26 protein-coding genes are annotated in these 26,188 nt (G+C 59.2%); 17 read left to right on the top strand and 9 right to left on the bottom strand.

Going from position 1 to position 26,188, the window contains the following annotated elements:
* The first annotated feature begins 45 nt into the window (after positions 1–45).
* The 8 genes from ACQY1J_RS01670 (at position 46) to arsB (ending at position 7,500) form a co-directional block, all read left to right on the top strand.
* On the top strand, positions 46–282 hold the full coding sequence (locus tag ACQY1J_RS01670; RefSeq protein ID WP_430249850.1) for a hypothetical protein: 237 nt from the start codon (positions 46–48) through the stop codon (positions 280–282).
* Positions 279–1,274 carry an ABC transporter permease gene (locus ACQY1J_RS01665; RefSeq protein ID WP_200943513.1) on the top strand — a complete coding sequence of 332 codons (996 nt, stop codon included), beginning with the start codon at positions 279–281 and terminating at the stop codon, positions 1,272–1,274. Before ACQY1J_RS01670 ends, ACQY1J_RS01665 begins: the two co-directional genes overlap by 4 nt.
* A 23-nt stretch (positions 1,275–1,297) precedes the next feature.
* The gene (locus ACQY1J_RS01660; protein ID WP_062459847.1) at positions 1,298–2,365 is read left to right on the top strand and encodes a substrate-binding domain-containing protein; all 1,068 of its coding nucleotides are present in this window, start codon (positions 1,298–1,300) and stop codon (positions 2,363–2,365) included.
* A 72-nt stretch (positions 2,366–2,437) separates the two neighbouring features.
* Entirely contained in the window at positions 2,438–4,939 is a 2,502-nt protein-coding gene (locus ACQY1J_RS01655) for an ATP-binding cassette domain-containing protein (RefSeq protein WP_430249849.1), read from the top strand.
* Between the two features lie 97 nt (positions 4,940–5,036).
* Entirely contained in the window at positions 5,037–5,390 is a 354-nt protein-coding gene (locus ACQY1J_RS01650) for an ArsR/SmtB family transcription factor (RefSeq protein WP_092662990.1), read from the top strand.
* Positions 5,387–5,914 (top strand): arsenate reductase ArsC, encoded by a 528-nt coding sequence (locus ACQY1J_RS01645; protein ID WP_062577942.1) that lies wholly within the window; start codon positions 5,387–5,389, stop codon positions 5,912–5,914. The genes ACQY1J_RS01650 and ACQY1J_RS01645 overlap by 4 nt, the downstream gene beginning before the upstream one ends.
* A complete protein-coding gene (arsC, locus tag ACQY1J_RS01640) occupies positions 5,911–6,345 on the top strand; it encodes an arsenate reductase (glutaredoxin) (RefSeq protein ID WP_113111431.1) in 435 nt (144 codons plus the stop codon). Before ACQY1J_RS01645 ends, arsC begins: the two co-directional genes overlap by 4 nt.
* A gap of 84 nt (positions 6,346–6,429) precedes the next feature.
* Complete coding sequence (gene arsB, locus ACQY1J_RS01635) at positions 6,430–7,500, top strand: ACR3 family arsenite efflux transporter (RefSeq protein WP_430249847.1); 1,071 nt, start codon at positions 6,430–6,432, stop codon at positions 7,498–7,500.
* A 45-nt stretch (positions 7,501–7,545) separates the two neighbouring features.
* Here arsB and arsK read toward each other — a convergent pair whose 3' ends face one another.
* The 4 genes from arsK to ACQY1J_RS01615 form a co-directional block, all read right to left on the bottom strand.
* Positions 7,546–8,766 (bottom strand): arsenite efflux MFS transporter ArsK, encoded by a 1,221-nt coding sequence (arsK, locus tag ACQY1J_RS01630; RefSeq protein WP_430249845.1) that lies wholly within the window; start codon positions 8,764–8,766, stop codon positions 7,546–7,548.
* The gene (gene arsH / locus ACQY1J_RS01625; RefSeq protein ID WP_184655801.1) at positions 8,763–9,470 is read right to left on the bottom strand and encodes an arsenical resistance protein ArsH; all 708 of its coding nucleotides are present in this window, start codon (positions 9,468–9,470) and stop codon (positions 8,763–8,765) included. The genes arsK and arsH overlap by 4 nt, the downstream gene beginning before the upstream one ends.
* A gap of 46 nt (positions 9,471–9,516) precedes the next feature.
* Entirely contained in the window at positions 9,517–9,849 is a 333-nt protein-coding gene (locus ACQY1J_RS01620) for a metalloregulator ArsR/SmtB family transcription factor (RefSeq protein WP_113111623.1), read from the bottom strand.
* Positions 9,850–10,149: 300 nt separating this feature from the next.
* A complete protein-coding gene (locus tag ACQY1J_RS01615) occupies positions 10,150–10,683 on the bottom strand; it encodes a lipocalin family protein (RefSeq protein ID WP_430249843.1) in 534 nt (177 codons plus the stop codon).
* A 466-nt stretch (positions 10,684–11,149) separates the two neighbouring features.
* Here ACQY1J_RS01615 and ACQY1J_RS01610 point away from each other — a divergent pair, with 466 nt between their 5' ends.
* Both ACQY1J_RS01610 and ACQY1J_RS01605 read left to right on the top strand, forming a co-directional pair.
* A complete protein-coding gene (locus tag ACQY1J_RS01610; protein WP_174197741.1) occupies positions 11,150–12,022 on the top strand; it encodes an MBL fold metallo-hydrolase in 873 nt (290 codons plus the stop codon).
* Positions 12,023–12,168: 146 nt separating this feature from the next.
* Positions 12,169–12,540 (top strand): hypothetical protein, encoded by a 372-nt coding sequence (locus tag ACQY1J_RS01605; protein WP_430249842.1) that lies wholly within the window; start codon positions 12,169–12,171, stop codon positions 12,538–12,540.
* Positions 12,541–12,561: 21 nt separating this feature from the next.
* Here the strand turns inward: ACQY1J_RS01605 and ACQY1J_RS01600 are convergent, their stop codons facing one another.
* Positions 12,562–12,828, bottom strand: a complete 267-nt coding sequence (locus ACQY1J_RS01600; protein WP_430249840.1) for a flagellar biosynthetic protein FliQ — start codon at positions 12,826–12,828, stop codon at positions 12,562–12,564.
* Between the two features lie 281 nt (positions 12,829–13,109).
* On the opposite strand from ACQY1J_RS01600, the gene ACQY1J_RS01595 reads away from it, so the two are divergent.
* The 4 genes from ACQY1J_RS01595 (at position 13,110) to ACQY1J_RS01580 (ending at position 17,002) form a co-directional block, all read left to right on the top strand.
* The gene (locus ACQY1J_RS01595; RefSeq protein ID WP_092663462.1) at positions 13,110–13,454 is read left to right on the top strand and encodes an ArsR/SmtB family transcription factor; all 345 of its coding nucleotides are present in this window, start codon (positions 13,110–13,112) and stop codon (positions 13,452–13,454) included.
* Positions 13,455–13,974: 520 nt separating this feature from the next.
* Positions 13,975–15,564 (top strand): globin-coupled sensor protein, encoded by a 1,590-nt coding sequence (locus ACQY1J_RS01590; protein WP_092663004.1) that lies wholly within the window; start codon positions 13,975–13,977, stop codon positions 15,562–15,564.
* Positions 15,565–15,603: 39 nt separating this feature from the next.
* Positions 15,604–15,909: a hypothetical protein gene (locus tag ACQY1J_RS01585; RefSeq protein WP_430249838.1), complete on the top strand. Its 306-nt coding sequence runs from the start codon at positions 15,604–15,606 to the stop codon at positions 15,907–15,909.
* Positions 15,910–16,027: 118 nt separating this feature from the next.
* Positions 16,028–17,002, top strand: coding sequence for a GGDEF domain-containing protein (locus ACQY1J_RS01580; RefSeq protein WP_430249836.1), 975 nt, complete (start codon positions 16,028–16,030; stop codon positions 17,000–17,002).
* Positions 17,003–17,066: 64 nt separating this feature from the next.
* Here the strand turns inward: ACQY1J_RS01580 and ACQY1J_RS01575 are convergent, their stop codons facing one another.
* From ACQY1J_RS01575 to ACQY1J_RS01560, 4 genes are all read right to left on the bottom strand, one after another.
* Positions 17,067–18,383, bottom strand: coding sequence for a c-type cytochrome (locus tag ACQY1J_RS01575; RefSeq protein WP_430249834.1), 1,317 nt, complete (start codon positions 18,381–18,383; stop codon positions 17,067–17,069).
* Between the two features lie 11 nt (positions 18,384–18,394).
* A complete protein-coding gene (locus tag ACQY1J_RS01570) occupies positions 18,395–20,164 on the bottom strand; it encodes a GMC family oxidoreductase (RefSeq protein WP_062459814.1) in 1,770 nt (589 codons plus the stop codon).
* A gap of 2 nt (positions 20,165–20,166) precedes the next feature.
* Positions 20,167–20,868, bottom strand: coding sequence for a gluconate 2-dehydrogenase subunit 3 family protein (locus tag ACQY1J_RS01565; RefSeq protein WP_062577964.1), 702 nt, complete (start codon positions 20,866–20,868; stop codon positions 20,167–20,169).
* A gap of 359 nt (positions 20,869–21,227) precedes the next feature.
* On the bottom strand, positions 21,228–21,476 hold the full coding sequence (locus ACQY1J_RS01560) for a hypothetical protein (protein ID WP_062459810.1): 249 nt from the start codon (positions 21,474–21,476) through the stop codon (positions 21,228–21,230).
* A 266-nt stretch (positions 21,477–21,742) separates the two neighbouring features.
* On the opposite strand from ACQY1J_RS01560, the gene ACQY1J_RS01555 reads away from it, so the two are divergent.
* The 3 genes from ACQY1J_RS01555 to ACQY1J_RS01545 all read left to right on the top strand — a co-directional run bounded on the left by ACQY1J_RS01555 (position 21,743) and on the right by ACQY1J_RS01545 (position 26,143).
* The gene (locus ACQY1J_RS01555) at positions 21,743–23,845 is read left to right on the top strand and encodes a methyl-accepting chemotaxis protein (RefSeq protein WP_430249832.1); all 2,103 of its coding nucleotides are present in this window, start codon (positions 21,743–21,745) and stop codon (positions 23,843–23,845) included.
* A gap of 3 nt (positions 23,846–23,848) precedes the next feature.
* On the top strand, positions 23,849–25,306 hold the full coding sequence (locus ACQY1J_RS01550) for a chemotaxis protein CheW (protein ID WP_092663013.1): 1,458 nt from the start codon (positions 23,849–23,851) through the stop codon (positions 25,304–25,306).
* 102 nt (positions 25,307–25,408) lie between these two features.
* Positions 25,409–26,143 (top strand): helix-turn-helix transcriptional regulator, encoded by a 735-nt coding sequence (locus tag ACQY1J_RS01545; protein ID WP_062459805.1) that lies wholly within the window; start codon positions 25,409–25,411, stop codon positions 26,141–26,143.
* Positions 26,144–26,188 lie beyond the last annotated feature (45 nt).

Here is a 26,188-nt window from a genome sequence, read left to right as displayed (position 1 = left end):
CTTGTGAAGTTCTGACCGCACAGCGGTTCGGAGCCAGCTACAGGCTTGCCGAAGCTTGAGGCTGAAACCGACGATGTCAAGGATCTGTCCAGCAGATTGCTTCCTCCAGGTATGAACCATAACCGGCTCTGGGAGGACGACGCGATGCCTGATTTTGCTGACAAACCGACGTGTCTCTTTGCAGACTTCAAGGCGGCGTCCGGCGCCGCCGAAGAGATCGGCTTGCGCCGCCCGGCCATCGCCTCGGGTGAGGTGCGACTATCAAAAGGAGCCGACCGGTGAGTGCAGTCTCAACAATCCCCACACGGGCGGACAGCTATGCCCCAGGCAGGATGAAGCTGACGCGGAGTTTCGTGACCGTGGTCTTCTCAACCATGGTCCTTCTGGTCGCCTGCCTGGTCTTTGCGCCCTCAAGCGTATCCTGGGGTGCCCTGTCAGGCAGTCTTCCGTTTGCGGCGATCATTGCCATTGTCGGCCTCGGCCAGTTGATGGTGGTTCAGCAGGGCGGCTTTGACCTCTCGCTTCCCGGTGCCGTCTCTCTCGCCGTCGTGGTCTCGACCCATTACCCGCAGCAGAATGACGGATTGCTGTATCAGGCAGTGCTCTTGGCGCTGGCCTTCAATCTGACGATCGGCTTTCTCAATGGCGCGCTCGTCAGCATCTTCCGCCTGAACTCGATCATTGCGACGATTGGCACCAACGCACTGCTTTATGCGACCGTCTTTGCCATGTCGGGCGGGGTGCCGTCTGTTACGACGGGCCTGCTTGCAAACATTGCCGGCGGCGAAACCTTCGGCCTGCCCAATGCCGTCTACTTCGCCCTCGGCGCCACCGCGCTGGTCTCCTTCATGCTGAAAAAGACCGTGGGCGGCCGCCGGTTCGAGGCGATCGGCGCAAGCCCTGCTGCCGGAGAGGCCGCAGGCCTGCGCGTGCGCTCCTATCAGATGATGGCCTATGTCTATGCCCAGCTGTTCTATTGCCTGGCCGGCGTCCTGATTGCCGGCATCACCCGCGAACCCACGGCCTTCCAAGGCGATAGCTTGCTGCTGCCGTCGGTTGCCGTCGTCGTGCTGGGAGGCACGTCGCTGCTCGGCGGGCGCGGTTTTCCCATCTCGACGGTGCTGGCGGCCTTCTTCCTCAACCAGCTGAGCCAGTTCGCGCTGTCGGTCGGTGTGCCCTATTCAGCGCAAACCATCATCCAGGCCTTGGCCCTCGGTTTCGGCATCGGCGTCTACTCGCTCCGGTGGAGCGGGAAAGTCAGAAAAACAACCTAACAATAACAAGTGGAGGAGCAGACATGAACTATGCAAATTTGAAGAAGGGCCTGGCAGTCTCGGTTGCGACTGCGGTCATCGCACTGGGAGGTGCGGGTCTGGCCAAGGCGGAGACACCGTCCTGGTGCGGGCCGAAGAAGGCGACGCTTGCCCTTCTCGACGGCTACGGCGGCAACAGCTGGCGTCAGGTGACGACGGCATCCGGCAAGCAGACCGTCGAACTGTGCCCCAGTATCACCAAGTATGAGTATGCAGACGGCCAGGGCGACACCCAGAAGGCAATCTCCGACATCAAGGGTATGGCCGCCAAGGGCGTCGATGCGCTGGTCGTCTTTGGCGACGCCGGCCCGGCCATGCTGCCGGCCATCACCAGCGTCTTCAAGGCCGGAAAGATCATTGTGCCCTACCGCGTCGCTGTTGGCGGCAAGGAAGGCATGAATTATTCGAAGTTCATCGGCTCGTCCTTCGAAAACGACGGCGTCACCTGGGGCAAATGGATCAAGGGTGTGCTTCCCAAGGGCGGCAATGTCCTGTTCCTCAGCGGTCCTGCCGGCAACAGCCAGGGCCTGGATGAGCTGAAAGGCCTGAAGAGTGTGCTCGGGCCTGAGTATGTCTTCGTCAATCAGGCGCCTTTTGCCGTCACGAACTGGGATCCGGCGCTGACGCAAAAGGTGCTGACCGCCGAAATCGCCAAGAACGCCAAGATCGACGTCATCGTCTCCGACTTCGGCCCGTCGCTGGTCGGTGCTCTGCCGGCCTTCACCAAGCAGGGCAAATCGATCCCGGCACTGGCTACGTCAGACGGCAACTCGCTCGGCTGCTTCTGGCAGGACAACCACGCCAGCAACCCGGACTTCAAGCTGTTCACCGTCGCCACCGGTAACGACAATGTCCGGTTGGCCGTGCAGTGGGCCGTCGCGCTTGCAACCGGCGGCGAAAAGCCGAAGGAGCAGATCTTCGAGGCGCCTGCCTACGAGGATTCCGTATCGGGCAAGCCCAATGCCGTTCAGTGCCGCAAGGATCTGCCGGGCGCCATCTACATGTCCTCGGCGCTGAAGCCGGAAGACCAGGCAAAGGCCGTCGGCCAGTAACTGAAACTCACGCATCGCTGACCCCGGAGGGTTTACCTTCCGGGGCTCTGTCACCAGGACGGATTGCAAATAATGTTGGCACGAAACAGTCAAGACGTGGCGCTGGACGCTCGGGATGTGGTGATCCGCCTTTCGGGCATCTCGAAATATTTCTCGGTTGTCGCGGCACTGGCCGATGTCAGTGTGGAATTCCGCGCCGGCGAAGTGCATGCCCTTCTCGGCGAGAACGGCGCCGGCAAATCGACCCTGATGAACATCATTTCCGGAACGCTGCAGCCGACCGAGGGAGAGATTCACTTCGAAGGCCGCGCTGTACAGCAAATGACCCCGGAAATCGCCAAGTCCCACGGGATTGGCATCTGCTTCCAGCATCCTGCCATTCTGGACGATCTGTCGATCCTGGAAAACCTGCGCGTGGCCTTGCCAGCCTCGGTGTTTGCGGGCGCAAAGCCCGACGATGTGGGCCGGCGCGTGCTTGCCAAGGTCGGCCTGCATCTCCCGCTTGGCATGCGCGCCGACGGTCTGACGGTTGCGCAGAAGCATTTGCTGGAGATCGCCAAGGCGCTGGCGCTTGAGCCGAAGGTGCTGATCCTGGACGAACCCACTGCCTCGCTCGACCAGGATTCGACCGACATGCTGTTTGCCCGCATCCGAGAGGTTGCGGCCGCTGGCACATCGGTCATCTACATCACCCATCGCCTGGCCGAACTTCGCCAGATCGCCGATCGGGTCACCGTGCTTCGGGATGGTCGCGTGCGCGGCTCCGCCGTCATCGGCGAGATCAGCGATTCCGATCTGGTCGGGCTGATCGTCGGGCGTACTCTGGAATCGGCATTCCCGCCGAAAGCGTCAACGGCCGATACGGAGACCGGTCTGTCCGTGGTGGGCATCACCAACAGGGACCTGAAGAACATCAGCTTCGACGTGCCGCGCGGGCAGATCGTTGGGATCGCCGGTGTCGCCGGCAACGGTCAGCCGGAACTGATGCGGGTGCTGGCAGGGCTGAGGCCTGCCGAGGGGCAGATCGTCTTACGCGGGCGCGCACTCGCCCAACCGGAACTCCTCCATGAGGCGGCCTTCATGCCGTCGGATCGCCACGTCGAAGGTGTCGCCGGCAGTTTGACCGTTCGGGAAAACGCAACCTATTCCGCGCTTGAGAAGTTCGCGGTCGGTGGCGTGATGAGCCGCAAGAAGGAACTGGCGCAGGTCGGTGCGATCTTCAGTGAGCTGGCGGTCAAGACGCCCGGGATCGAAGCGCCGATTTTTGCGCTGTCGGGCGGCAACCAGCAAAAAGTGGTCATGGCCCGCGCACTTTTGTCCGAGCCGGGACTGATCATTGCCGACGAACCGACGCAAGGTGTGGATGTCGGAGCCCGGTTTGAAATCTACCGAATTCTGCGCGAAGTCTCGGAGGCAGGGACGCCGGTTGTGGTGAACTCCTCCGATGCCGTGGAGCTCGAAGGTCTGTGCGACAAGGTCGTCGTGCTGTCGCGCGGGCATGTGGTCGAGATCCTTGAAGGTGACGACGTCACCGAAGAACGCATAGTCGCTGCGGCCGTTGGAGCGGAGACGCATGGCGACAGCAGTTTGACGGTGGCACAGCCGAGTACCGGCAGCCGATGGCGCGACCTGCTGCGGTCGGACAATGCTCCAGCAGTCCCGCTCGCCATCGTGACCGTGCTCCTTGGGCTCTATGTCTATGGCCAGAACGAGAACTTCTTCTCCGTCTACAACATCTACAACATCCTGCTTCTGGCGACCGCGCTCGGCTTTATTGCCATGGGCCAGACACTGGCGCTGCTGATGGGCGGGATCGATCTTTCGGTCGGTCCTCTCGCCGGATTTCTGGTCGTGGTCGCGTCATTCTTCATTACCGACGACAATTCCACTGCGATGATGGCGGTCGGCTTCCTCCTGATGTTTGCCGGCGCCTTTGTGACCGGGGCTATCAACGGTGTGCTGATCCGATTTGCGAATTTCACCCCGATTGCCGCGACGCTCGCCATGTATATCGCGATCCAGGGCTGCAGCTTCCTGCTGCGTGACAATCCGGATGGCTATATCAGCGCGACGGTCACCGACTGGGTCAACTGGCAATTGGGTCCTTTCCCGGTCGCCTTTCTGGTACTGGTTGTTGCAGCGGTCGGCGCCGAATTCTTGCTGCGCCGGACCCGGGCCGGATGGCGTCTGCGGGCGGTCGGATCCGATGAACAATCTGCGCGCCGGGCCGGCATTCCTGTCGAACTCACCTTCATCGGCGGCTATATCGCCTGTTCGCTGCTGACCGCTGTCGGTGCCATCATGCTGATGACGCAGATCGGTGTCGGTGACCCGCGCCAGGGCGTGAACTACACGCTGGCCAGCATCACCGCAGTCGTTCTGGGCGGAACGAGCCTTTCGGGCGGGCGGGGAACCTTCATCGGAACCCTTCTCGGAGCCGTGCTTCTGACCGAAGTGCTGAACGCGGTGACATTCCTGGGGCTGACCCAGACCTACCAGTATCTCTTCCAGGGATTGCTGGTTGTGGTGGCAGCGCTGATCTACGCAAGCGCTGGCCGGCGGAAATCGCACTGACTTCCTGGTTCTGAACACGAGTACCTGCCGTCGATCGTAAGAAGACGACCCGGAACACGCATCTTGACTGATTCCATAAATCCAGTATTCTGGATATATGGAATCAGAAGTCGCTATTCTCGCCCTTGCTGCGCTTGCTCAGCCAACCCGGCTCGAAGCTTTTCGCCTGCTTGTCAGGCATGAACCGGATGGACTGCCCGCAGGTGACATAGCGCGCGCGCTCGCGGTGCCACAAAACACGATGTCTGCGCATCTCAACATCTTGTCACGCGCGGGTCTTGTTTCTTCGCAGCGCCAAAGCCGCGTCGTTACCTACCGTGTGGAGATGGAGACGTTACGGGAATTGGTGCTCTTCCTTCTCAAGGACTGCTGTGGCGGAAACGCAGAGCTCTGCGCGCCGCTGATTGCGGAACTCACCCCGTGCTGCCCTCCGGAAAAGGCGCTCTCATGACCGACAAGACATTCAACGTCCTGTTTCTGTGCACCGGCAACTCTGCGAGATCGATCCTCGCGGAAAGTGTTTTGCGAAAAATTGGCGCTGGGAAATTCAATGCCTACTCGGCGGGAAGCCAGCCTAAAGGCAACGTCAACCCAATGGCGCTCGATGTGCTTGTTGGCCACAAGTTTCCCACGGAGGGACTTCGGTCAAAAAGTTGGGACGAGTTTGCGGGTGCCGAGGCTCCGCAATTAGATTTTATCTTTACGGTCTGCGACAACGCTGCTGGCGAATCCTGCCCGGTCTGGCCGGGAAAACCGATGACCGCCCATTGGGGTATCGAGGATCCTGCTGCGGTGGAGGGGACCGACGCGGAAAAGCGCATCGCCTTCACCACAGCGCTTCGCTACATGAAGCTGCGTATTGCGGCTTTCGCCGCGCTGCCTTTGCAAAGCCTCGAAAGGATAAGCTTGACCGCCAAGCTTCAGGAAATCGGTCAGCTCGAAGGATCGACAAACAAAAGGCCTGACGTCGCATGACTAACCCTATCGATATCGTCATCTACCACAACCCGGACTGCGGGACCTCGCGCAACACGCTTGCGATGATCCGCAACGCCGGCATCGAACCCCATGTGGTCGAGTATCTCAAAACCCCGCCAGCGCGCGCGCTGCTTAAGCAGTTGATCGACCGGATGGGAATTTCAGTGCGCGATCTTCTTCGCGAAAAGGGAACGCCATTTTCCGAACTCGGTTTGGGCGACCCTTCCTTGTCCGATGAGCAACTGGTCGATGCCATGATGGACCATCCCATCCTGATCAACCGTCCAATCGTCGTCACGCCTGCCGGTGTCAGGCTGTGCCGACCATCGGAAGCGGTGTTGGATATTCTTCCAGCTGGCCAGCAGGCTGCGTTTGCCAAGGAAGATGGCGAAGTCGTCGTCGATCAGGCCGGTCGTCGCGTCGTCTGACGCACGCCATTCAAGCCGAACCCGTGCGGCCCCAGTCTTCATGGCAAGGCTGCGGACGATGTCTATCTGCCAAGGAGGTCGCAAATGCGTCCCGAAGAACCAACACTGCGTCTGTCGTTCCTCGACCGCTATCTGACCGTCTGGATTTTTGCCGCCATGGCACTGGGTGTGCTGCTCGGAACTGTCTTTACCGGCCTGCCCGCAGCGCTCGACAGCCTGTCCGTCGGCACCACCAATATTCCGATTGCAATCGGCCTCATCCTGATGATGTATCCGCCTCTGGCGAAAGTGCGTTTTGAGGAACTCCCTCAGGTGTTTGCCGACAAGCGGGTTCTGGCGATTTCTCTCCTGCAGAACTGGATTATCGGTCCGGTGCTGATGTTCGCGCTGGCGGTGACCTTCCTGCGGGACTATCCGGAATACATGACCGGCCTCATCCTGATCGGTCTTGCCCGCTGCATTGCAATGGTTCTCGTCTGGAACCAGCTTGCCCGGGGCGACAACCAGTATGTCGCGGGTCTCGTTGCCTTCAATTCGATTTTCCAGATCCTGTTTTTCAGCGTCTATGCGTGGTTCTTCCTGTCCGTCATGCCTCCGCTGTTTGGTCTTGAAGGCAGTGTGATTGACGTCTCGTTCTGGACGATTGCGGAAGCGGTGTTGATCTATCTCGGTATTCCGTTCCTCGCGGGATATCTGTCGCGCCGCTTGCTGACCGCGAGCAAGGGCAGGGACTGGTACGAGAATGTCTTCCTCCCGAAGATCAGCCCGATGACCCTGGCCGCCCTTCTGTTCACGATCGTCGCCATGTTCAGCCTGAAGGGCGGAGACGTGGTCCGCCTGCCGGGCGATGTGGTGATGATCGCCATTCCGCTGACGATCTACTTTCTCATCATGTTTCTTGTCAGTTTTTGGATGGCGAGGTCGGTGGGGACAGATTATCCGCGCACGACAGCGGTTGCCTTTACTGCGGCCGGCAACAACTTCGAGCTGGCCATCGCGGTTGCCATTGCCGCGTTCGGCCTGGCGTCCCCGGTCGCATTTGCGGCCGTCATCGGCCCGCTCGTCGAGGTGCCTGTGCTGATCCTTTTGGTACAGATGGCACTGTGGATGGGCCGCAGATATTTTGCCAAATCGGCAGGAAGCCCGGCCGTGTAGCGCTCCTAGCGGGCACCGAAGGACGCACGGACCCGGCGTACTGGTTCAGGCCGGACGGCTCGCGAGATGATCGCCAGACTTTTGACGGCGCTCCAGTCGCGCAATCCCGACGAAGGCGACAATCGCACAGGCCCCGAGCGCTGTTGTGATGGTCAGTGACCACAGCGTGCCGAAATGGGCCATGGCAAACGACAGCGCAAACGGTGCGGTCGCGGACAGGATCAATCGTGCGGCCATGACCTTGCCCTGCAGCCTGCCGTAGCCAGCGCTGCCAAACAGCATCAGCGGCAGGGTGCCGGTGACGATGCTGAAAAGACCGTTGCCCAAACCGAAGACAACGGCAAACGCCATGGCGCCTGTCACCGACGGAGCGGTGAGGGTGAGGATCAATACACCCCCGGGGATCAACGTGGCGGCAATCGTTGCCAAAGCCAGCGGCGGCAGATTGCCGCCGAGCACCATATTGGCAAACCGGCTCAGCACTTGTGACGGACCAAACAGCGTGCCGACAATGGCGGCAGTGGCCCCAAGGCCAAGACCCGACAACAGCGGCACCATATGCACCAGGATCGCCGCACTGACGAGAGATTGCAAAGAGAACCCCACCACCATCAGCTTGAACCCGAACTGCCGGACGTCCGGGCTGAGGCACCCTTCGACGACTTGCGCCGTGCCGTTCTGTTTCTGCGACTTCCCCTGGGCAAGGCCGTAGGACAGCCAGGCGTGCAGAGGCAGGCAGACGAGCAGATTGAGCCCGGCAAACACCAGGTAGACATTCTGCCAGGACAGATGGGCGTGCAGAGCCGTTGTGATGGGCCAGAAGATCGTCGAGGCGAAGCCGGCGATGAGGGTCAGATAGGTGATGCTGCGCTGGGCGGTGCGGGGGCTTGCCTGCACCAGCAGCGCAAAGGCCGCGCCATATTGTACGAGATTGGCGGCGATCTCGATCACGATCAAAGCGGCGACGAAGCCGCTCTTGCCCGGCGCATAGGCACAAGCGACCAGCGCTGCCGCGGCAATCGCGGATCCGGCCGTCATCACCCGTCCTGCGCCAAAATGATCAATGGCCCGGCCGAGCCAGGGAGCGGTCAAGCCGCCCAGAAGAAGTGCCGCCGAAAGTGCGGCAAATATCCACTCCGTCGACCAGTTCAGGTCTCGCGCCATATCGGGTGCAAGAATGCTGAAGCTGTAATAGAGAGTTCCATAGCCGATGATCTGGGTGAGGCCCAGGGCAAGGATAGTGCCGATCGGCGGCCGCTCGCTCATATCGACTTCAGATCCACGCGCTGTTCGAGCTTTGCGGCCTCTTCCTTCCTCTCGCTATAGCGGTCTGTCAGGTAGTCGGACGCATCGCGGGTCAGCAGTGTGAATTTGACCAGTTCCTCGCAGACATCGACGACGCGATCGTAGTAGGCCGAGGGTTTCATGCGGCCATCCGTGTCGAACTCCTGCCATGCCTTGGCAACCGACGACTGGTTCGGAATGGTGATCATCCGCATCCAACGACCGAGAATGCGCAACTGATTGACCGCGTTGAAGGACTGCGAGCCACCGGAAACCTGCATGACGGCAAGCGTCTTGCCCTGCGTCGGTCGCACCGAACCGGTCGTGAGGGGGATCCAGTCGATCTGCGCCTTGATAATGCCGGTCATCGCACCGTGCCGCTCGGGGCTGACCCAGACATGGCCTTCCGACCAGAGAGAAAGCGCCCGCAATTCCTGAACCTTCGGATCCGTATCGGGTGCGCCATCTGGTAGGGGCAAACCTTCGGGGTTGAAGATCTTCACCTCGCATCCAAGGTGCTCGAGGAGCCGTGATGCCTCTTCCGCCAAAAGACGGCTGAACGAAATCTTCCGCAGCGATCCATAGAGGATCAGGATCCGCGGCTTGTGCTGCGAATAGGGTGGGCGAAGTGCCTCAAGGTCGGGCTGGGAAATAAGATCAAGCGAGGCGGCTGGCAGATCAGCCATTTGGATACTCCATCGAAAAAAATTGAAACGTTCGCATTTGGGGCTCCTATAACGCAGACCCTGCGAGTTCTGTAGGCCCGCAACCGGCATCAGATTGGCCCGAACAACAGTTCTCCATCAGGAAATGGGCGAGGCCGTTGAGGGTCTCGAAATTCGCGCTGTAGACGATGGAGCGTGACTCCCGCTGAGCGCTGATCAGGCCCGCATGTTCCAGTTCTTTGAGATGAAAAGAAATGTTGGAAGGCGACACGTTCACAGCGTCGGCAATCATACCCGCCGCCAGTCCGCCCGGGCCTGCGACGACGAGCTTGCGAATGACCTGCAGTCGGGTCTGCTGTGACAGTGCGCCAAACGCATCAAGGACCTGTCGCTCGTTCACCAGTTCGTTCCTTGTCCAATAGTGATCAGGCGCGGGCGCTTGCCCGGCTTTCAAAGCCCTGTAAAGGCTATAGAACAATAATTATTCAAGACTTCAAGGATTATTGAAATATTGGCCGAAAACAATCTGCGTGACGAAGCCCGCGCGCTCGATCCCAGAATTCCATTCGGTCTCTCAAGCTGGTCGCAGGGTAGGGGCCGAGCTTTATAAAACCAAGGCTCGAAGCCGCAGCGAAGCTCGCGTTCCGAACGGTTGTCTTGTCGCGTGGACGCCAAACCGTTCGGACGCTTTCCAGTCAGCCTAGCGGGCTGGCGGAAATTCCAGCTTCTTTACGTCGTAGCCGAGTTCGCTCGCCTTGCGCACCATGCGGTTGAGCTTGGATTTCGATGGTACGTTTCGCGAATAGATCCACAGGTCCGACATCGACGGGTTGGCGCTGATGAACCAGGATTTATCCGGCGATTTGTAGAGCACGCGGTAGGTGAAGGTGATGAACAGTGGATAGCGGACGCGCATCGTTGCGTTCGTCGTTCCGTAATCCTGGATCTTCCCGGTCCCATTGATCGTTTTGAGGCGACCGTTTGGAGTATCGACACGACAACCGTCTTCGACCATGACCGTGTCAGGCGTTTTGCCCTTGCGGTAGGTGGAATAACCGGCAACACAGCCGTCGGTCAGGAACATCGGGGTCCTCCCGATTTCCAGCCATGTCCCCTGGTAATGATCCGGCCCGACTTTGACGACATCGGGAGCGGCGAGGGCCTGCGATACGACGCCGATCGCGAAAAGGCATGTGATTAAGTGCAAGCTGAGATGTCTGATAAGATTGTGCATATGCTCATCCTGTCGGTTGCCGATCCCGCGTGATCTCGAGGCAACCGTACTCCCCGCGGAAGTACTCGCAGTTGCCAAACGGAACCACACATCAGCCGCATCCAGGGTCGCCGAGACATGCGCCACAGGCACAACCAGTTTGTTTGCCGGCCAACGATGTGGATCTATGGCTGCGACGGGCAAAATCAAGCGCGTTGCCACGCGCGAACAACTGCTCGGCTGGTCTCGATCCAATGGCGCGGCTTATCGGGTTGGCCCTATCGCTTGGTAAGCAAGATTGCGGCAAAGGGCTCCGAGTTGACGTTCGTGAGAGGTTGACTTAGGAGGGGCCGCCGTGACGCTTGATGTCCTCGTCTTGCCCGCTGTCACAGCGTTGCTGCGATCAGACCTGCCTCGTGGACATCCTGTGGCCAGACCATCATAGAGCCGCGCCAGTGTAGGCGTTTGACAAGCCGGATTTTACACCATGAGTGCCCAACCCGAAGTCGCTGGTTTTTACGACGCGCGTAGCGGCAGCATCCAGTATGTCGTAAGCTGCAAGGCCACGAAGAAATGCGCCATCATCGATCCGGTTCTCGACTACGACGAGAAATCCGGAAGCACGGCCACGCGTCACGCCGATGCGCTCCTTTCACATATCCAAATGCAGGGACTGGACGTCGCGTGGATCCTCGACACGCATCCCCATGCAGACCATCTCACCGCAGCAGCATACCTCAAGTCGAAGACCGGCGCGCCGACCGCGATCGGCGCCGACGTGGTCAAGGTCCAGGCGCTATGGAAGGACATCTACAATGCGCCGGCGATGCCAACCGACGGATCCCAGTGGGACCGGCTGTTTTCGGATGGCGACCGGTTCATGATCGGTGAGATCGAGGGCCGCGTCATGCATTCGCCCGGCCACACACTGGCATCGATCACGTATCTGGTCGGTGATGCGACCTTCATCCACGACACGCTGTTCATGCCCGACAGCGGTTCGGCCCGCGCCGATTTTCCCGGAGGCAGCGCTGAAGATCTGTGGTCGTCGATCGAGGCAATCCTGAACTTGCCCGACGACACCCGGCTGTTCACCGGCCACGATTATCGTCATGGCGGGCGGGAAGCGCTCTGGGAGAGCACCGTCGCGCAACAGAAGGCGCAGAACATTCACCTCCGGTCAGGGCGTGACGAGTTTATCCAGTCCCGCATCAGCCGTGACAAAACGTTGCCGTTTCCGAAACTGATGCTGCATGCCCTGCAGGTCAATCTGATGGCAGGAGAGCTGCCGCCAAAGGAGGCGAACGGCGTGAGGTACCTGAAGATCCCGATCGACGCCTTCCCTGTGGCGGCCTGGTAAGACATTTTGTCGGCGCCAAGCCTCACGAAATAGTGCGGCCGTAGGCGGTTTGATGCTTTTCAGAAGGGGATAATGTTTGCATATTGTCTCGGCAGACGACGATACAGTCGTCGGCAACCCTCGGTATAGCTTGGAGGAGCGATTACATGAAGCGGACGTGGCCTGAGGAATTCGACTTCATACTGGATGGGGCTGAGGAGGTTTCGCTGGAGGTTCCAGTGGCCCGCAAGGGAGATGTTTCGCAGGGCGAAACGGTAACGCGCCATGCTCTTAAGGTCCGTCTCACGCAACAGGATTACGAACGTGTCTGGCCGTTGGCGGAAACACGCTATCGTCTTGGCGGTAGCCGTACTGGCAAAGCGATCACGCTGATCGCCAACAATCCGCACTACCAGCAATGGCACCCGGCCGACGGAGGTTCGGACGCAGGCGATGCCGAGGGCGGCCGATCCTATGCGACCCGCTATGTGGTCGTGTTCTTCCTGCTCGACGTAGTGCGAGAGACTGCAGACGCCTGACCTCTTGAGATCGCAGCCGGCCTAGAAACCCGACTGCACATGAGAGAAAATCTCGACAACGAGAAGATTGAGTTGGCCGCCTATGAACGGGGCGGCCACTGCCAGCGCTACAAAGACAGCAACAATTTTTGGCGCAAAGCTCAGCGTGCTTTCCTGGACCTGCGTGAGAGCCTGGACAAGGCTGATAACCAGGCCGGCTGCCATCGCGGTGAAAACCGCGGGCGCTGAAGCAAGGAGCATTGCCCAGACAGAGATCCGCAGGATCTCCAACGCGTCTGCTTCTGTCATTTCACACCAGCATTGAATGTATATTGGGCGGCGAGACCGCGTTTCGTATCTGCCTTAATACAGATTCGGCGGTTATCAGAGTTAAGTATTGTTAAGATGCGTAAAACGTCTGGACTGCGATAAAATAACGTACAATTTGCGTATTGAAGCAGAGACGTAATGCGGAGATGCTTAGCCACCGCAGCTTATATCTTGCTTGTATTACTTCTCGCTTATGTGGCGCCGGACTCGGTTCGGTCCATGAAGATACGCGATTTTATTCAATGGTGGTTGGAGGCGTTATGGACATCGGTCTGTCGGGAGAAGTTCTTCCCTTCGATGAGGGCGACGCCGCCGATCTACTGAAGGTTATGGGGCACCCCGCACGGTTCAAAGTCCTTTGTCTGGTGCAGGATCGGGAGCGCGACGTGCGTTCACTCGCAAAGGCGGTGAATCTCAGCCAATCGGCACTCTCTCAACATCTGAAGATTCTCAGGGACGCGAACCTCGTCTCGGCGCGTCGACAAGCGCAGACGGTTTTCTATCGCTCTCACGAGGAAGGCGTCCGCCAGGTTCTTGACTGTATGCAAAGCATATTCTGTCCCGTCGCAGAGACTCACGAAGCTGTGGCGGTTGCCTACGCTTAGACCCTACGCAATGACCTTGACGATGTCCCAGCTCTCTTCTGTCAATATCGACCGCTGTCTTGAGAATGCAATGAGCACGCTGCCGGTCATAGCAGCGCTTACATGCGGCATGAATTTTAAGGCAAAAACTCGTATTTTTGGCTCTATGCTTGACGATTGCCAGATTTAGCCTCGGTCAAACGATGGCGCAGCTTAAATCAAGTTCTGCTACTATAGCATAGGGCGAACTATTAACGGTTTTTTATCCCCTGAATCCTAGATTTGTGGTGCCAGATAGGCGCCGTGGCGCCGCATACCCATGAGGGTTTTATGGCCGTGAAGATCAGGAACAGCCGCCACCTGACAGTCTAACACCTGTTCGGTAGACATCTGGGTTTTTGAGCCCCCTTGCTTGCCCCGCGATGGCTTCGAAGCACGCGCGCCGGTGATGGACTGCGTTCCCGTCAGCAACAGATCGCACTCGCTTTAGCGGGCAGACCAACCATGCCTTGTTACCAAGGGACCGCAGCAGGGGACATACATGAGTACGCAGAAATCAGCACAGGCAACGCTTAACGACCGACTGGACTTCGCTGGTCTTGGTGATCCACAGCGCAGGACACTCGCAGCATTGGCGCCCATCATTAACGGGTCGCTCGATAGCGCGCTCGATGTGTTTTACGCCAAGGTCCGTCATCACCCGGAAACCTCCAAATACTTTTCCGGTGAAAATCACATCACCCAGGCAAAAGGACGACAGGCTCGACACTGGGAAACGATTTCCTCGGCAAAGTTCGACGAAGCCTATGTTGATGAAGTCACCATGATCGGCAAAGCCCATGCAAGGCTTGGGCTTCAACCGCGCTGGTACATTGGCGGCTATGCGTTGATGATCGAGAACATCGTGCGCGCCGTCATCGATAACGAGCTCGGCAGTTTCCTGGTGCGCGGCAAACGCCAAAAGATCGGAGACGACGTAACGACGGTTGTCAAAGCGGCCCTCGTGGACATGGATTACGCGATCTCCGTCTATCTCGACGTCCTTGCGGACGAGAGAGCCAAGGCCGAAGCGGAGCAGGCGACGCTGAAAGCGGAACAAGACACAGCGCTCTCAGCCCTCGAAAGTGCGTTGAGATCTCTCTCCGGCGGTGATCTGACCCGGCCCTTGGAACAGCCCCTCGCGGTCAGTTTCGACGGGCTCAAGCATAATTTCAACGATTCCGTATCGAGCCTCAACGGTGCTCTTTCCGAGATCTCAAGCACGGTCGGCTTCGTTCTCTCGCAGTCGGCCGAAATCGCCACTGCGACCGACGAAATGGCAAAGCGCACCGAACGGCAGGCCACGGCGCTTGAAGAAACAGCGGCAGCGCTAGAGCAGATCAGTTCAATCGCGCGGCAGTCTCAAACCCGGACGACAGAAGTCCAGGCGGTCGTAACGGCCTCTGCAACAGAGGCAGCAACGTCCGGAGAAATCGTAGAGCAGGCCGTCAAGGCGATGAGCGACATTGTCGAGTCATCCAAACAAATGAACGACATCATTAGTGTCATTGACGAAATTGCGTTCCAGACGAACCTCCTCGCACTCAATGCGGGGGTCGAAGCAGCCCGTGCCGGTGACCAGGGGAAAGGCTTTGCGGTGGTGGCGCAGGAGGTGCGGGAGCTCGCGCAACGCTCAGCCCGGGCCGCCAAGGAAATCAAGGATCTCATCTCGAGATCTTCTCAGGATGTCGCGCGCGGCGTCGATCTTGTGAACACAACGGGCAAGGCATTGAGAAGCATCGGCAGACAGGTGCAGACGATCGATGAACACATGGTATCGATTGCCATGTCGTCGCGCGAACAGGCGACTGGGATAGCTGAAATCAACTCTGCCGTGGGCAGCATGGATACAATCACGCAGCAAAACGCTGCCATGGTGGAAGAGACGTCTGCGGCGACGATAAAACTCTCCAACGAGGCCGAGAGACTTTCCGAGCTTGTCGCCGGGTTCAAAACGACGCCAAGCGCGGTAGGGCAAAGCAACGGTCGGGCGCATGCGCCTGCAGCTTCGCCTGCGCGACAAATGATCCAGTCGCTTCCTGGCAAACTACAGCGGTCGAAGGCGGCCAATGAAGGCTGGTCGGAATTCTGAGCATGGCGACCCGGTACGCCACATCATGAGGGTAGTTTTGTGAAAATGCTGATCGCAATACCACTCGCACTGCTGGCTGCCGGGCTCTCCACCGCACAAGCGCTCGATAAACTGATCCTTTTGGTCAGGAGGAATCTTGGGCACCTGGACATCGGCAATACGGCGCAGTTCGATCTGGTATTGCTCACGTTGATTGCGGGTCGTCGAGGGTATCGGTCAAGACAGCAAGCAGCCGGGGCCGAATGGACAGAGATGACGGAAGTCGTCGAGTTTGTGACTCGTATTGTGGACGCAAAACTAGCTGGAGGTTTTTCAGCCGCGAACCTCTCCATCGGGCGAGGTTGAGGCGAGGGAATGATGACAGACAGAACCTGCGACATGCAATATCGGGTGGATCTGCGGTTCTTGCCGTCACCGGTCGTCCTGCTGTGGCAATTCCCTAAAGCGAATAAGGGTTAGGCCGATGCTTTCGGATGAACGGGCGGCAGCCTCACTCTTTTCCAGTGTGACACAGGGCGGAGATGGGCTGGACGGAATGTTGCAGACGCTGTTTCACATCTCTCCGCTTGCCTATGCCATTTCGATGGCCGGGCCAAACTCCGTTTATGTGCGGGTCAACCAGGCTTACATGGACCTCGTCGGGATGAACGAAACGGCACTGGTTGGTCGCAAACTGACAGATGTCGGCCTGATCGTCGATGGCTCAGACCGTGTTGCCAGGATCAAACTCCTTGACGAGGTTGGGTATTACTCCGCGCAGTCGGGCAAGATCCGGCATCGTGACGGGCGGGAGATTTCCGTGATGATCTCCGCACGCCGGATCACGATCGGAAACGACCTCTACGATCTCGAGGCGCTGACCGATGTCACCGAACAGACGAGCGCGCAAATCAGACAGGAAGAGGCGTTGCGAGCCGCGGCCGTCACCGATAGCCTGACCGGGCTGCCGAACCGTCTTGGGTTCGAGCAACGGATCGCTCACTTTATCGAAGATCGCGCCAACCATGAGGAGTTCGGGCTCGCAATCTTCGATCTCAACGGCTTCAAGATCGTCAATGACATGCACGGTCACCCGGTCGGGGACGAGTTGCTTGCGGTTATCGGGAAAAGGCTGTTGTCGTCCCTGAGAGCGGGCGAATTCGTCTCGCGGCTGGGCGGTGACGAGTTTGCCCTCCTGTTCCAGTCAGACATGGGAGACAGTGAAATGCAGGAGCAGAGGCTCGCCGTGATGATGGACACTGTGCTGGCCGCCGTCACGATCGGAAGCAAAACGCTGAGCGTCGGTGCGGCGCTGGGTTTTGGCTTTGCAAGCGAGGTCAAGTGGTCGAGAACGGCTCTTGTCGCTCTCGTAGATCGGCGCATGTATCACGCCAAACTGACGCGGCGAAGTATTGCGATCCTCGGGCCGCCGGAGGCCTTGGCAACGGCCAACGGCTGATGCCACCCATGGCGACGTGTAAAGACCCTGCCAGTTACGAACCGGCAGGGTCTGATGTCGTGGTCTAGCGGCGGACAGCCTTGACGTCTTCCGCAGTGACCGGCGGAGCGTCGTTATGCCAGGCCTGGCGCAGGAAGGTGGCAAGTGCTGCCGCTTCTTCGTCGTTCAGGCGGTCGTTATAGCCCTGCATGCGCACGCGCATGGGACGGTCCTTGGTCGAAGGCAGTTCCGCTCCGTGCAGCATGACATCCAACAGGCCCTTTGAAGACTTCGCGGTAACCAGCGAATTTCCGTCAAGCTCCGGGAAGATTTCCGCGGCACCCTTGCCGTTGACAAAGTGGCAGCCACCGCAATTGTCGAGATAGAGGCGGGGACCGAGCGGCATATCCGCTTTGGCTTCCGTCAGCATTTTCTCGGTGTCGGTAACCTCGGCCTTTTCAGGCGCCGCCGAAGGCGTTGCCGGTGCCGTGGAACCACCAGTGCTGCCGATCTTCTTGAGGTAGGTTGCGATCGCCAGATTGTCCTCGGGCGTCATGTATTGCAGCGAATCGCGCACCACCAGCATCATCTCGCCGGTTGCCGTGGAATGCGCGTTGCGGGCAGTCGTAAGATAGGCCGCGAGCTCTTGGGTGGACCATTTCTGCGGTGCGCTTTGCGGGCCGCGCAGGTCAGGTGCCGTATAGCCGTCGATCTCGCCGCCGGTCAGGAAGGCAGCGCTGCTCTCGTCGGTACCGTCCTGTGCCATCAGCAGGTTGCGCGGGCTGTGACAGGCGGCGCAGTGTCCGGCGCCCTGCACGAGATAGGCACCGCGGTTGAACTGCTCGTCCTGCGAAACAGGTTCAAAGCCCGGCTTGCCCAGCGCCAGCCAGTTCCAGGCGCGAATGCCCCAGCGCTGGTTGAACGGGAAGGACAGTGCCGTTTCCTCGACCTTGTTGGAAACTGCAGGCACCTCGGTCATGAAATACTGGTAGAGGGCCTGGATGTCCTGTTCCGTCAGCTTGCGATAGTTTTCGTAAGGCATGGCCGGGTAGAGATGCGCACCGTCGTTGCGAACGCCGTCGTAGAGCGCCGCGCGGAAATCATCGAGCGTGTAATTGCCGATGCCGGTTTCCTTGTCCGGGGTGATGTTGGTGGCCCAGATCGTGCCCATCGGGCTGTGGATCGGCCGGCCGCCGGCGAAGGGCTTGCCGCCCTCCGCGGTGTGACAGGCCATGCAGTCACCGGCCCGCATGGCGTATTCGCCACTGCCTGCCGGTGCTTTGTAATCAGCCGGGAGCTGGGCAACCGCGGCAGTGCGCTGGACCGGCACGAAGATGAAGGCGAGAAGGCCGACGACGCCGAGAACGGCGAGGATGAGAATGACGCGAAGAAAGGTTTTCATCGTTGCGCTCCTCACACCAGTGGCCGCGGATTGGACAGGTACTGCGTCCGGATCGCATGCGCCGCCCAATAGGCCAGGCCGCCGACCATGCCGGTCGGGTTGTACTGGGTGTTCTGCGGGAAGGCGCCGGCGCCCATCACGAAGATGTTGTGCTTGTCCCAGGCCTGCAGATATCGATTGATTGCCGAGGTCTTCGGATTGTCACCCATCACAGTGCCGCCCACATTGTGCGTCGTCTGGTAAGGACGCACGTCGTACATGGCGCCGTCCTTCTTGAAGCCTTCCTGCATTGAGGTCGGGTTCATCGACTTGGCGATCGGCTCCATCTTCGACTTCATGAACTGGGTCATGCGGATGTCGTTCGGCTGCCAGTTGAACGTCATGCGCATCAGCGGACGACCGTGGCGATCCTTGTAGGTCGGGTCGAGGTCGAGATAATTGCCGCGATAGGACATGTGTGAACCGTGCGAGCCGATCGACATCGAGTGGCCGTACCACTCGCCGATGCCCTTCTTCCAGCCGGCACCCCAGGTCGGCGTGCCCGCGGGCAGCGCCATGGAGCGGATCGGCTGACCGTTGGACTGGCCGGCACGCCAGTAGGCGCCGCCGATAAAGCCTTCACGACCGAAGTCGATATTGTCCATGCCGAAATCATCGATCGACATGCCGTTGGCACCGGTGCCGATGAACGGATTGAACACCTCGTCCTTGAAGAACATCGTGTAGCCGCCGTTCATCTGGTAGGCATAGCTGCGACCGGTGACGCCTTCGTTCGTTGCGGGATCAAACGGCTGACCGATGCCCGAGAGCAGCATCAGATGGACGTTGTGCAACTGGTAGGCGGCCAGGATTACCAGATCCGCGGGCTGGAACACCTCTTCGCCGGCCTTTTCGTCAAAATAGGTCACGCCGGTCGCGGTTTTGCCGTCGGGCGCCATTTCGATTTTCAACACTTCCGCATGGGTGCGGTATTCGAAGTTCGGCTTGCGCTTCAACGCGTCGAGAATCGCCGTCTGCGGCGAGGATTTCGAATAGTTGTAGCAGCCGTAGCGCTCGCAGAAACCGCAGTGGTTGCAAGGGCCCATCTGCATTCCGTATTCGTTGACATAGGCCTGCGAGGCAATGCCGCCCGGGCTTGGAAACGGGTGACAGCCGGCAGCTTTCGCGGCTTCGGCAAATTTGGCTCCGTCCCAGGTCACCGGCATAGGCGGCATCGGGTATTCGCGCGAGCGCGGTGCCTCGAACGGATTGCCGCCCTCGATTTTCTTGCCATTGAGATTGCCGGCCTTGCCGGAAATCCCCGCGACATGCTCGAACCGATCGAAAAACGGCTCCAGCTCTTCGTAGCTGACGGGGTAATCCTGCAGGTTCATGTCTTCCGGAATGATGCCGGCGCCCCAGCGCTCTTCCACATGCGAGCGCAGACGGTATTCCGAGAGCTGCGGACGCCAGTTCAGACCGTTCCAGTGGGTGCCTGCACCGCCCACACCGATACCCGGCAGGAACGAGCCGAGGCTGCGATAGGGCAGGGCGGCTTCATCGACGTTGCGACGGATCGTCAGGGTCGAATTGCGCGGCTTTTGCATCATGCCGAGACGAACGCCGTACTTCAGCTCGTCGATCATGTTCGGATACTGAAAGTCCGGAACGGTGTTCTGGTCATGGCCGCGTTCGAGCGCAACGATCTCCAGACCCTCGTTGGCGAGTTCCATGCCGAGGATCGAGCCGGTCCAGCCGAGACCGACGATGACGACGTCCTTCTTCTTTGCCGTGCGTGCCATCGTTATGCCCTCTCACCGGAAATCGAAACGGGACCGAGCGGGTAGGCGACGTTGTGCTTCAACACCCACTCCTTGTAGCTGCCGCGGGCACCTGGGAAACCGATATATTTCCAGGCCTGCATGCCGTGATTGCCGCCATACATCGGGTCTGCGAAGTAGCCCTCCTTGGTGTTCTGCAAGAGGATCGTGAAGAAGTCGCGCAGTTCGGGCTTGATCTTCATCTCGTCTTTCTGGAGGGAGGTCAGGGCCTTGTCCTGAGTTGCGGCGTCAAGCTCGGCAAATATCTTGCCGTGCGTCTGCTGACACCATGCGTCGAACACCGGGATACCCTGCTGATAGATTTGCAGCGGCGTCAAAGGCGATTGCCAGCCGCGGAACGGATGGGCTGCGGCATCGTGCGGACCTTCCATGTACCAGTCTGCCGCCTCACCGAATCCACCGGCCAGTTCCTTGTCGATAAAGACGGGGACGCGGGCCTCGATGGCACCGGGACCTTCGCCTTCGGAGGGAATGAGCCGCGCCGTGGCAGCCATAACGAAGGCCCACTCAGTGGGCTTGAGACAGACCGGCTGGTATTCTTCGATCGGTGGCGGGGCCGGCGGGGTCTCCGCCTTCGCCTGCATCACCACGCCGACGACGGCCGCACTTGCCGCCGAAGCTTTCAAAAAGCTACGGCGGGACGGTAACCCCGGGACATCTCTCATTGTATCGCTCCTTGGTGTCCCGACAGGGGGCCGGAACCGAATAGGCTGGAAACGTGAGGCACCCGTCGCTGCGACATATGGCCTCATTCGTTGCTGACCTTTAAACCCGCAAGGTTTGAGTATGCAATGCTTATGAGGTACGATTTATGAGAAAAATTTTGCGCTAATTAGCGATGCTGCCATGCGTGCGCACAAATGCCTACCTCTGCGGGAAGTTCGTGGCTTGCTCGACTTCATCGAGTATTATTATCAATTGTCAATTTGCCGGCGGATCGCTGTCGGCGTTCGAAATTCAGGTGGCGGGATCCGCAGGACCGGTCCGATAAAAAAGGTGGGAGGGCCACGGCCGGTTGCCGACGTCAGTGGATTGTCGGTGTTTTGCCGGAATACGCGTCCTGGAGGATCACGATCAGCCGCGAGGCAATAGCCCGTATTTCAGCTTGCTCCGATATCGAGAGATCGGCCTCGCTGCGAGCAAGAGTTTCCAGCGCTGCCGTCGTGTCGTTGACCATCCGGGCGACACCCATCCGGCTGAGCGGGCTGAGGCGCCAGTTCAGATGCCGGATGATACCGGCGAGATCGCCAAGCCGCTGAGCGCTGAAACGCATGTTCCTATCCCGTACTCACTACAATTCAGGACAAGGATGAGCGCTAACCCGTCAAAATTTGGTTACAGCGATTTGGTTACCGCGACGGCGCCAGTACGACCGGAAACGGACGCATAACGACGCAGGCTCTAATTTAGCATTAATCCTTCATTAGTTAGTTGCCTCTAAAATTCGGGTATCAGACCGTCGCGGTCGTGCCGTTGCTTCAGATGGAGGGGGTTCGTGATGAAATTCGAAGTTTGCCTGGTTACCGAAAGTGCTCTCCCATGACTGTAAAGTCTTCTGTCAGCACCCTTTCGGACCTCAACGAGATCGCCGTTCTGCGCAACAAGGCACGCGCAATCGACCGTGCGCAAGCGGTCATCGAATTTGATCTAACCGGCACGGTAAAGAACGCTAACGAGAACTTCCTTTCCCTCATGGGCTATTCGCTGGCCGAGGTGCGTGGCCGACATCACTCCATGTTCTGCGAGCCGGAGATCGTCGAAGCTCCCGAATATGCCGCGTTTTGGAGTGATCTGGCGGAGGGCAAGCTCCACGACGGAGAGTTCAAGCGCATCGGACGCGGCGGACGCGAGGTGTGGATCCGGGCGAGCTACAATCCGATCCTCGACGACAACGGCGTGACCATCGGGGTGGTCAAGTACGCGATGGATGTCACAGCGACCAAGTCGGTAGAGGCGGAACTCCTGGGAAAAGTAGCGGCGATCGACCGCGCAATGGCCGTGATCGAATTCGACCTCGAAGGCCACGTCCTCGCAGTGAACGAAAATTTCCTCACCCTGATGGGATATGCTCGGGAAGAAGTCATCGGTCAGCATCACCGGATGCTGTGCGGAGCCGACCAAACCCGAACACCCGCCTACAAGGCAATCTGGCAGAGGTTGGGGCGCGGCGACTATGAGAGCGGAGAGTACCGTCGTCTCGCCAAGGGCGGAAAGGATGTCTGGATCCAGGCGACCTACAATCCCATCTTCGATCTCAACGGCAACCCCTGCAAGGTGGTCAAGTATGCCTATGACGTGACTGCCAGCAAGATCCGGAACGCCGAGTTCGAAGGCAAGGTCAACGCGATCGGCCGGGCCCAGGCCGTCATCGAGTTCGACTTGCACGGCAATATCCTTGACGCGAACGAGAATTTTCTTGCCGCCGTCGGCTACTCACTGGAGGAAGTCCGGGGCAAGCACCACCGGATGTTCTGCGACCCTGCCTTCACGCAGACAGCGGAATACGCTTCCTTCTGGGACCGGCTTGGACGTGGCCAGTTCGAAGGAGGGGAATACCGGCGCCTCACCAGAAGCGGTAACGACATATGGCTTCAGGCGACTTACAATCCGATCCTCGACCTCGCAGGCCGCCCGATCAAGATCGTAAAGTTCGCCTCTGACATCACGCAGGCGAAACTGCGCAACATCGAGTTCGAGGGAAGGGTCGACGCGATCTCGCGGGGGCAGGCGGTCGTCGAATTCGATCTCGACGGACATGTCGTTTCCGCCAACGAGAACTTCCTACGGGTCATGGGATACTCACTTCGCGAAATCACGGGGCAGCACCACAGCATGTTCTGCAGCCAGGATTACATCGTCTCGGAAGACTACCGGGATTTCTGGCTGCGTCTCAACAAGGGTGAATTCTTTTCGGGGCGTTTTGCCCGCGTTGGAAAGTATGGCCGGGAAGTGCACATTCAGGGGATCTACAGCCCGATCGTCAATCTGCGGGGCGAGACGGTGCGCGTGGTGAAGTATGCCAGCGACATCACCGATCAGGTCAAGCTCGAGCATGACATCCGTTCGAAATCGCAGCAAATGACCAGCATTGTCGGAGAACTGTCCGGATCGATCGCGGAAATCACCGCTAACACCCGCACGGCCACCACGCTTGCGTCCGAGACGCAGGGCAATGCGGAACAGGGTTCAGAAGCGCTGGGCAGCGCGATCGCGGCAATCGATCTCATCCAGAAGTCCTCCACGGAAATCTCCGATATCGTCAAGGTGATTGGCGAGATCGCCAGTCAGACCAACCTTCTCGCCTTCAACGCGGCAATCGAAGCCGCAAGGGCAGGGGAACATGGGGTCGGGTTCTCGGTCGTCGCGGGCGAGGTCAGGAAACTCGCCGAGAGAAGTTCGGAAGCTGCGCACGAGATATCCAAGCTCATCCAGGAATCGACCATGCGCGTCAACCAGGGAACGGACCGGTCGCAGCATGCGAGACTGGCTTTCGAACGGATCGTCGGCAGCGTGAACAAGACCGGCGAGTCCATCCGGGAGATTGCGCAATCGACGGATGCTCAGCAGCGTGTCTCAAGGACTGTTGTCGAGCTCATCAATGACCTGACGTCATCGACGGCGCAACAGCGCAAAGTGGGTTAACCCATGAACCAGATGGTCAGATCTCTCGCGATGCCGGAAGTGCTGAGAGGCAGTCGCCCTGCAACGCAGCAGTTCGGCCTCCTGCGCATTGGCGAGGCGATGCTTGCCATCAATGTCGAGAATATCCGAGAAGTCGTTCCGGCGCCCGGTGGGCTATCGAATGCAGGCATCGCGGCAACCGGCTTGTGCGGGTTGTTCGAATTGAGAGGCAGCACCATCCCGGTTATGGATATCCGACCGATGCTCGGCCTGCCGGCGACGGAGGCCTACGGCGCCGTGATTCTGGTCCTGCGGGTAAGACAGAGGCTGATATGCATTTTTGCTGACGAAGTGCGCGGCATCGCGACAGAAGACGTCGCGGCACTCGATGAACTGGGCGTGTCGCGACCCGCTGTACAGGGACCTTTGGTCACGCATTCATTCTTCCACAGCGGAAAGGTAATCTCGGTCCTGGCAGCGGAGCGCATCTTGGCGTTGCCGGGAATTCCGTCGGTGCAAGAGCCAGTCGCGGAGGCGGTCGCAAAGACGAGCTCGAATGCGAAGCCGCTTCTGCTGTTCACGTGCGGCGCGTTTTCTTTCGGCGTTGCGGCCGGGGTGGTCGAGGCCACCGCGCCGACCGCGCAGTTGAAGGATTCGCCGATGAAGACGGAGACCTGCCTCGGTGTCATCGATCATCATGGCACCCAGGTGCCGGTTCTTGATACGCTTCGGGTGCTTGGCATGGGCGTCCTGTCGGAACGCAAGCAGTCGTCCGTCCTCGTCCTGCGTTACCCCGACGACCGGCTGCTGGGCTTTGCGCTCGATACCGTCGTCGATATACGGCCGATACCGTTGGGCGACATTATGGCGATGCCTGATAATGCCGTAGAGACCGGGTCTGTTCTCAGCGGTGTCTATTCCGTCGACGGACGGACATTGTTTCTCGTCCTCGACGAGCGCACAATGATGAGTGACGATGTCCTGCTGATGTTTTCGCGACTTTCATCCACCAAGCCCAAGACAGCGGCGGCCGGTCGAGCGCCGGGGCAGCGCGGAGACGCGTTGCTGCCATACTTGGTCTTCAGAGCAGGGGGAGACATGGCAACGCCGGTTGCCGATGTCCGGGAGATCGTCGAGATGCCGGAAGACTACGTTTCGTTGAACAATGTCGGACGCGGCACGATGGGCCTGTTTGTCCACCGTGGCACAGCTATCCCTCTCATCTCCCTTGCCAGACGGCTCCGGTTGCCTGCAGTTCCTCCCGGCCAAGAAGGTCGCGTTCTTCTCGTGTCGGACGGCCTCAAGACGACTGGCCTTGTGGTCGACAGTCTGGCACGGATCGAAATGGCCTCGAAATGTGCGACAGGACCGGACGCTACGGACTCCAGCGGGTTCGAGCACCGGATCCTGGGAGACTTCATGGTTCGGTCAGCGGACGGGCGGCTCCTCCCATATATCGACCTCAGAAAAGCCCTCGCTTGAAAGAGCCCGACTGTTGGTTGCAAAATCCAAGGTTGAGTCTTTACCTTTTGTTAACGCTGAGACGCCAAAACTCGTGTTGACGATCTTCCAACGGATTCTGATATGCCCGTCAGCGCGCTTTCCATTCTTGATCCAAACGCTCTCGACGACTATTGCGACCTGCGTTCGGTGCCGAAGCATCGTCATTTCGGAAAAAACGACATCGTTGACCGCCTGCGGTTGGCGGTTCCATTTGACTACATCTCCATCAGCGGTCTCGACGTCGACCACTACAGGTTCGGTCAGGGTTTTTCGATCGACACCGACATGCCTCCTGCATTCCTCGACGCCTATGACGCGGATCGCCTCTATCTGACCGACCCGTTCGTGCTAGCCGCGAAGGCCTCGAACGTGATCGTGGTCGAGAGCGAGGTCTACGCGGAAACTCCGCCGCCGCAGAGGCTCGTTTACCTCCAACGAACCTTCGGCCTGCACAACCGAACGCTTATCCCGATCCTCAGGAACGATGTCATTTACGGAGCGATCTGTTTTTCCCGCTCGACACCGTTTGACGAAAAAGAGTTGATCTTCCTTTCGCTGGTAGCGGAATCCATTCACACGGCTGTCACCAAGCCGCTGATGGATCGCTTCGCTGCCCACCAGCTTCGGCTTTCCAAGGGTGAAATTGCCTGCCTGACCCAGGCCAGTCTTGGGCTTACGAGCGAGGCGATTGCGGTCGCGACCGGATACCAGAACGATACGGTCAACAGTTACATAAAGTCGGCCGTGAAGAAGATCGGCGCGACCAACCGAACGCAGGCCATTGCCGAAGCTATACGCCGCCGGCTCATCGCATGATCGCATCGGCTTAGCTAAAAAGCGATCTGCCACAGGGCGCGGTCA

The organism is Neorhizobium sp. DAR64860/K0K1 (assembly GCF_050500205.1).
In the GTDB taxonomy this organism is placed as follows: domain Bacteria; phylum Pseudomonadota; class Alphaproteobacteria; order Rhizobiales; family Rhizobiaceae; genus Neorhizobium; species Neorhizobium soli.
The sequence above is the reverse complement of the archived record's forward strand: the minus strand, read 5'-3'. Positions and strand labels throughout refer to the sequence as shown.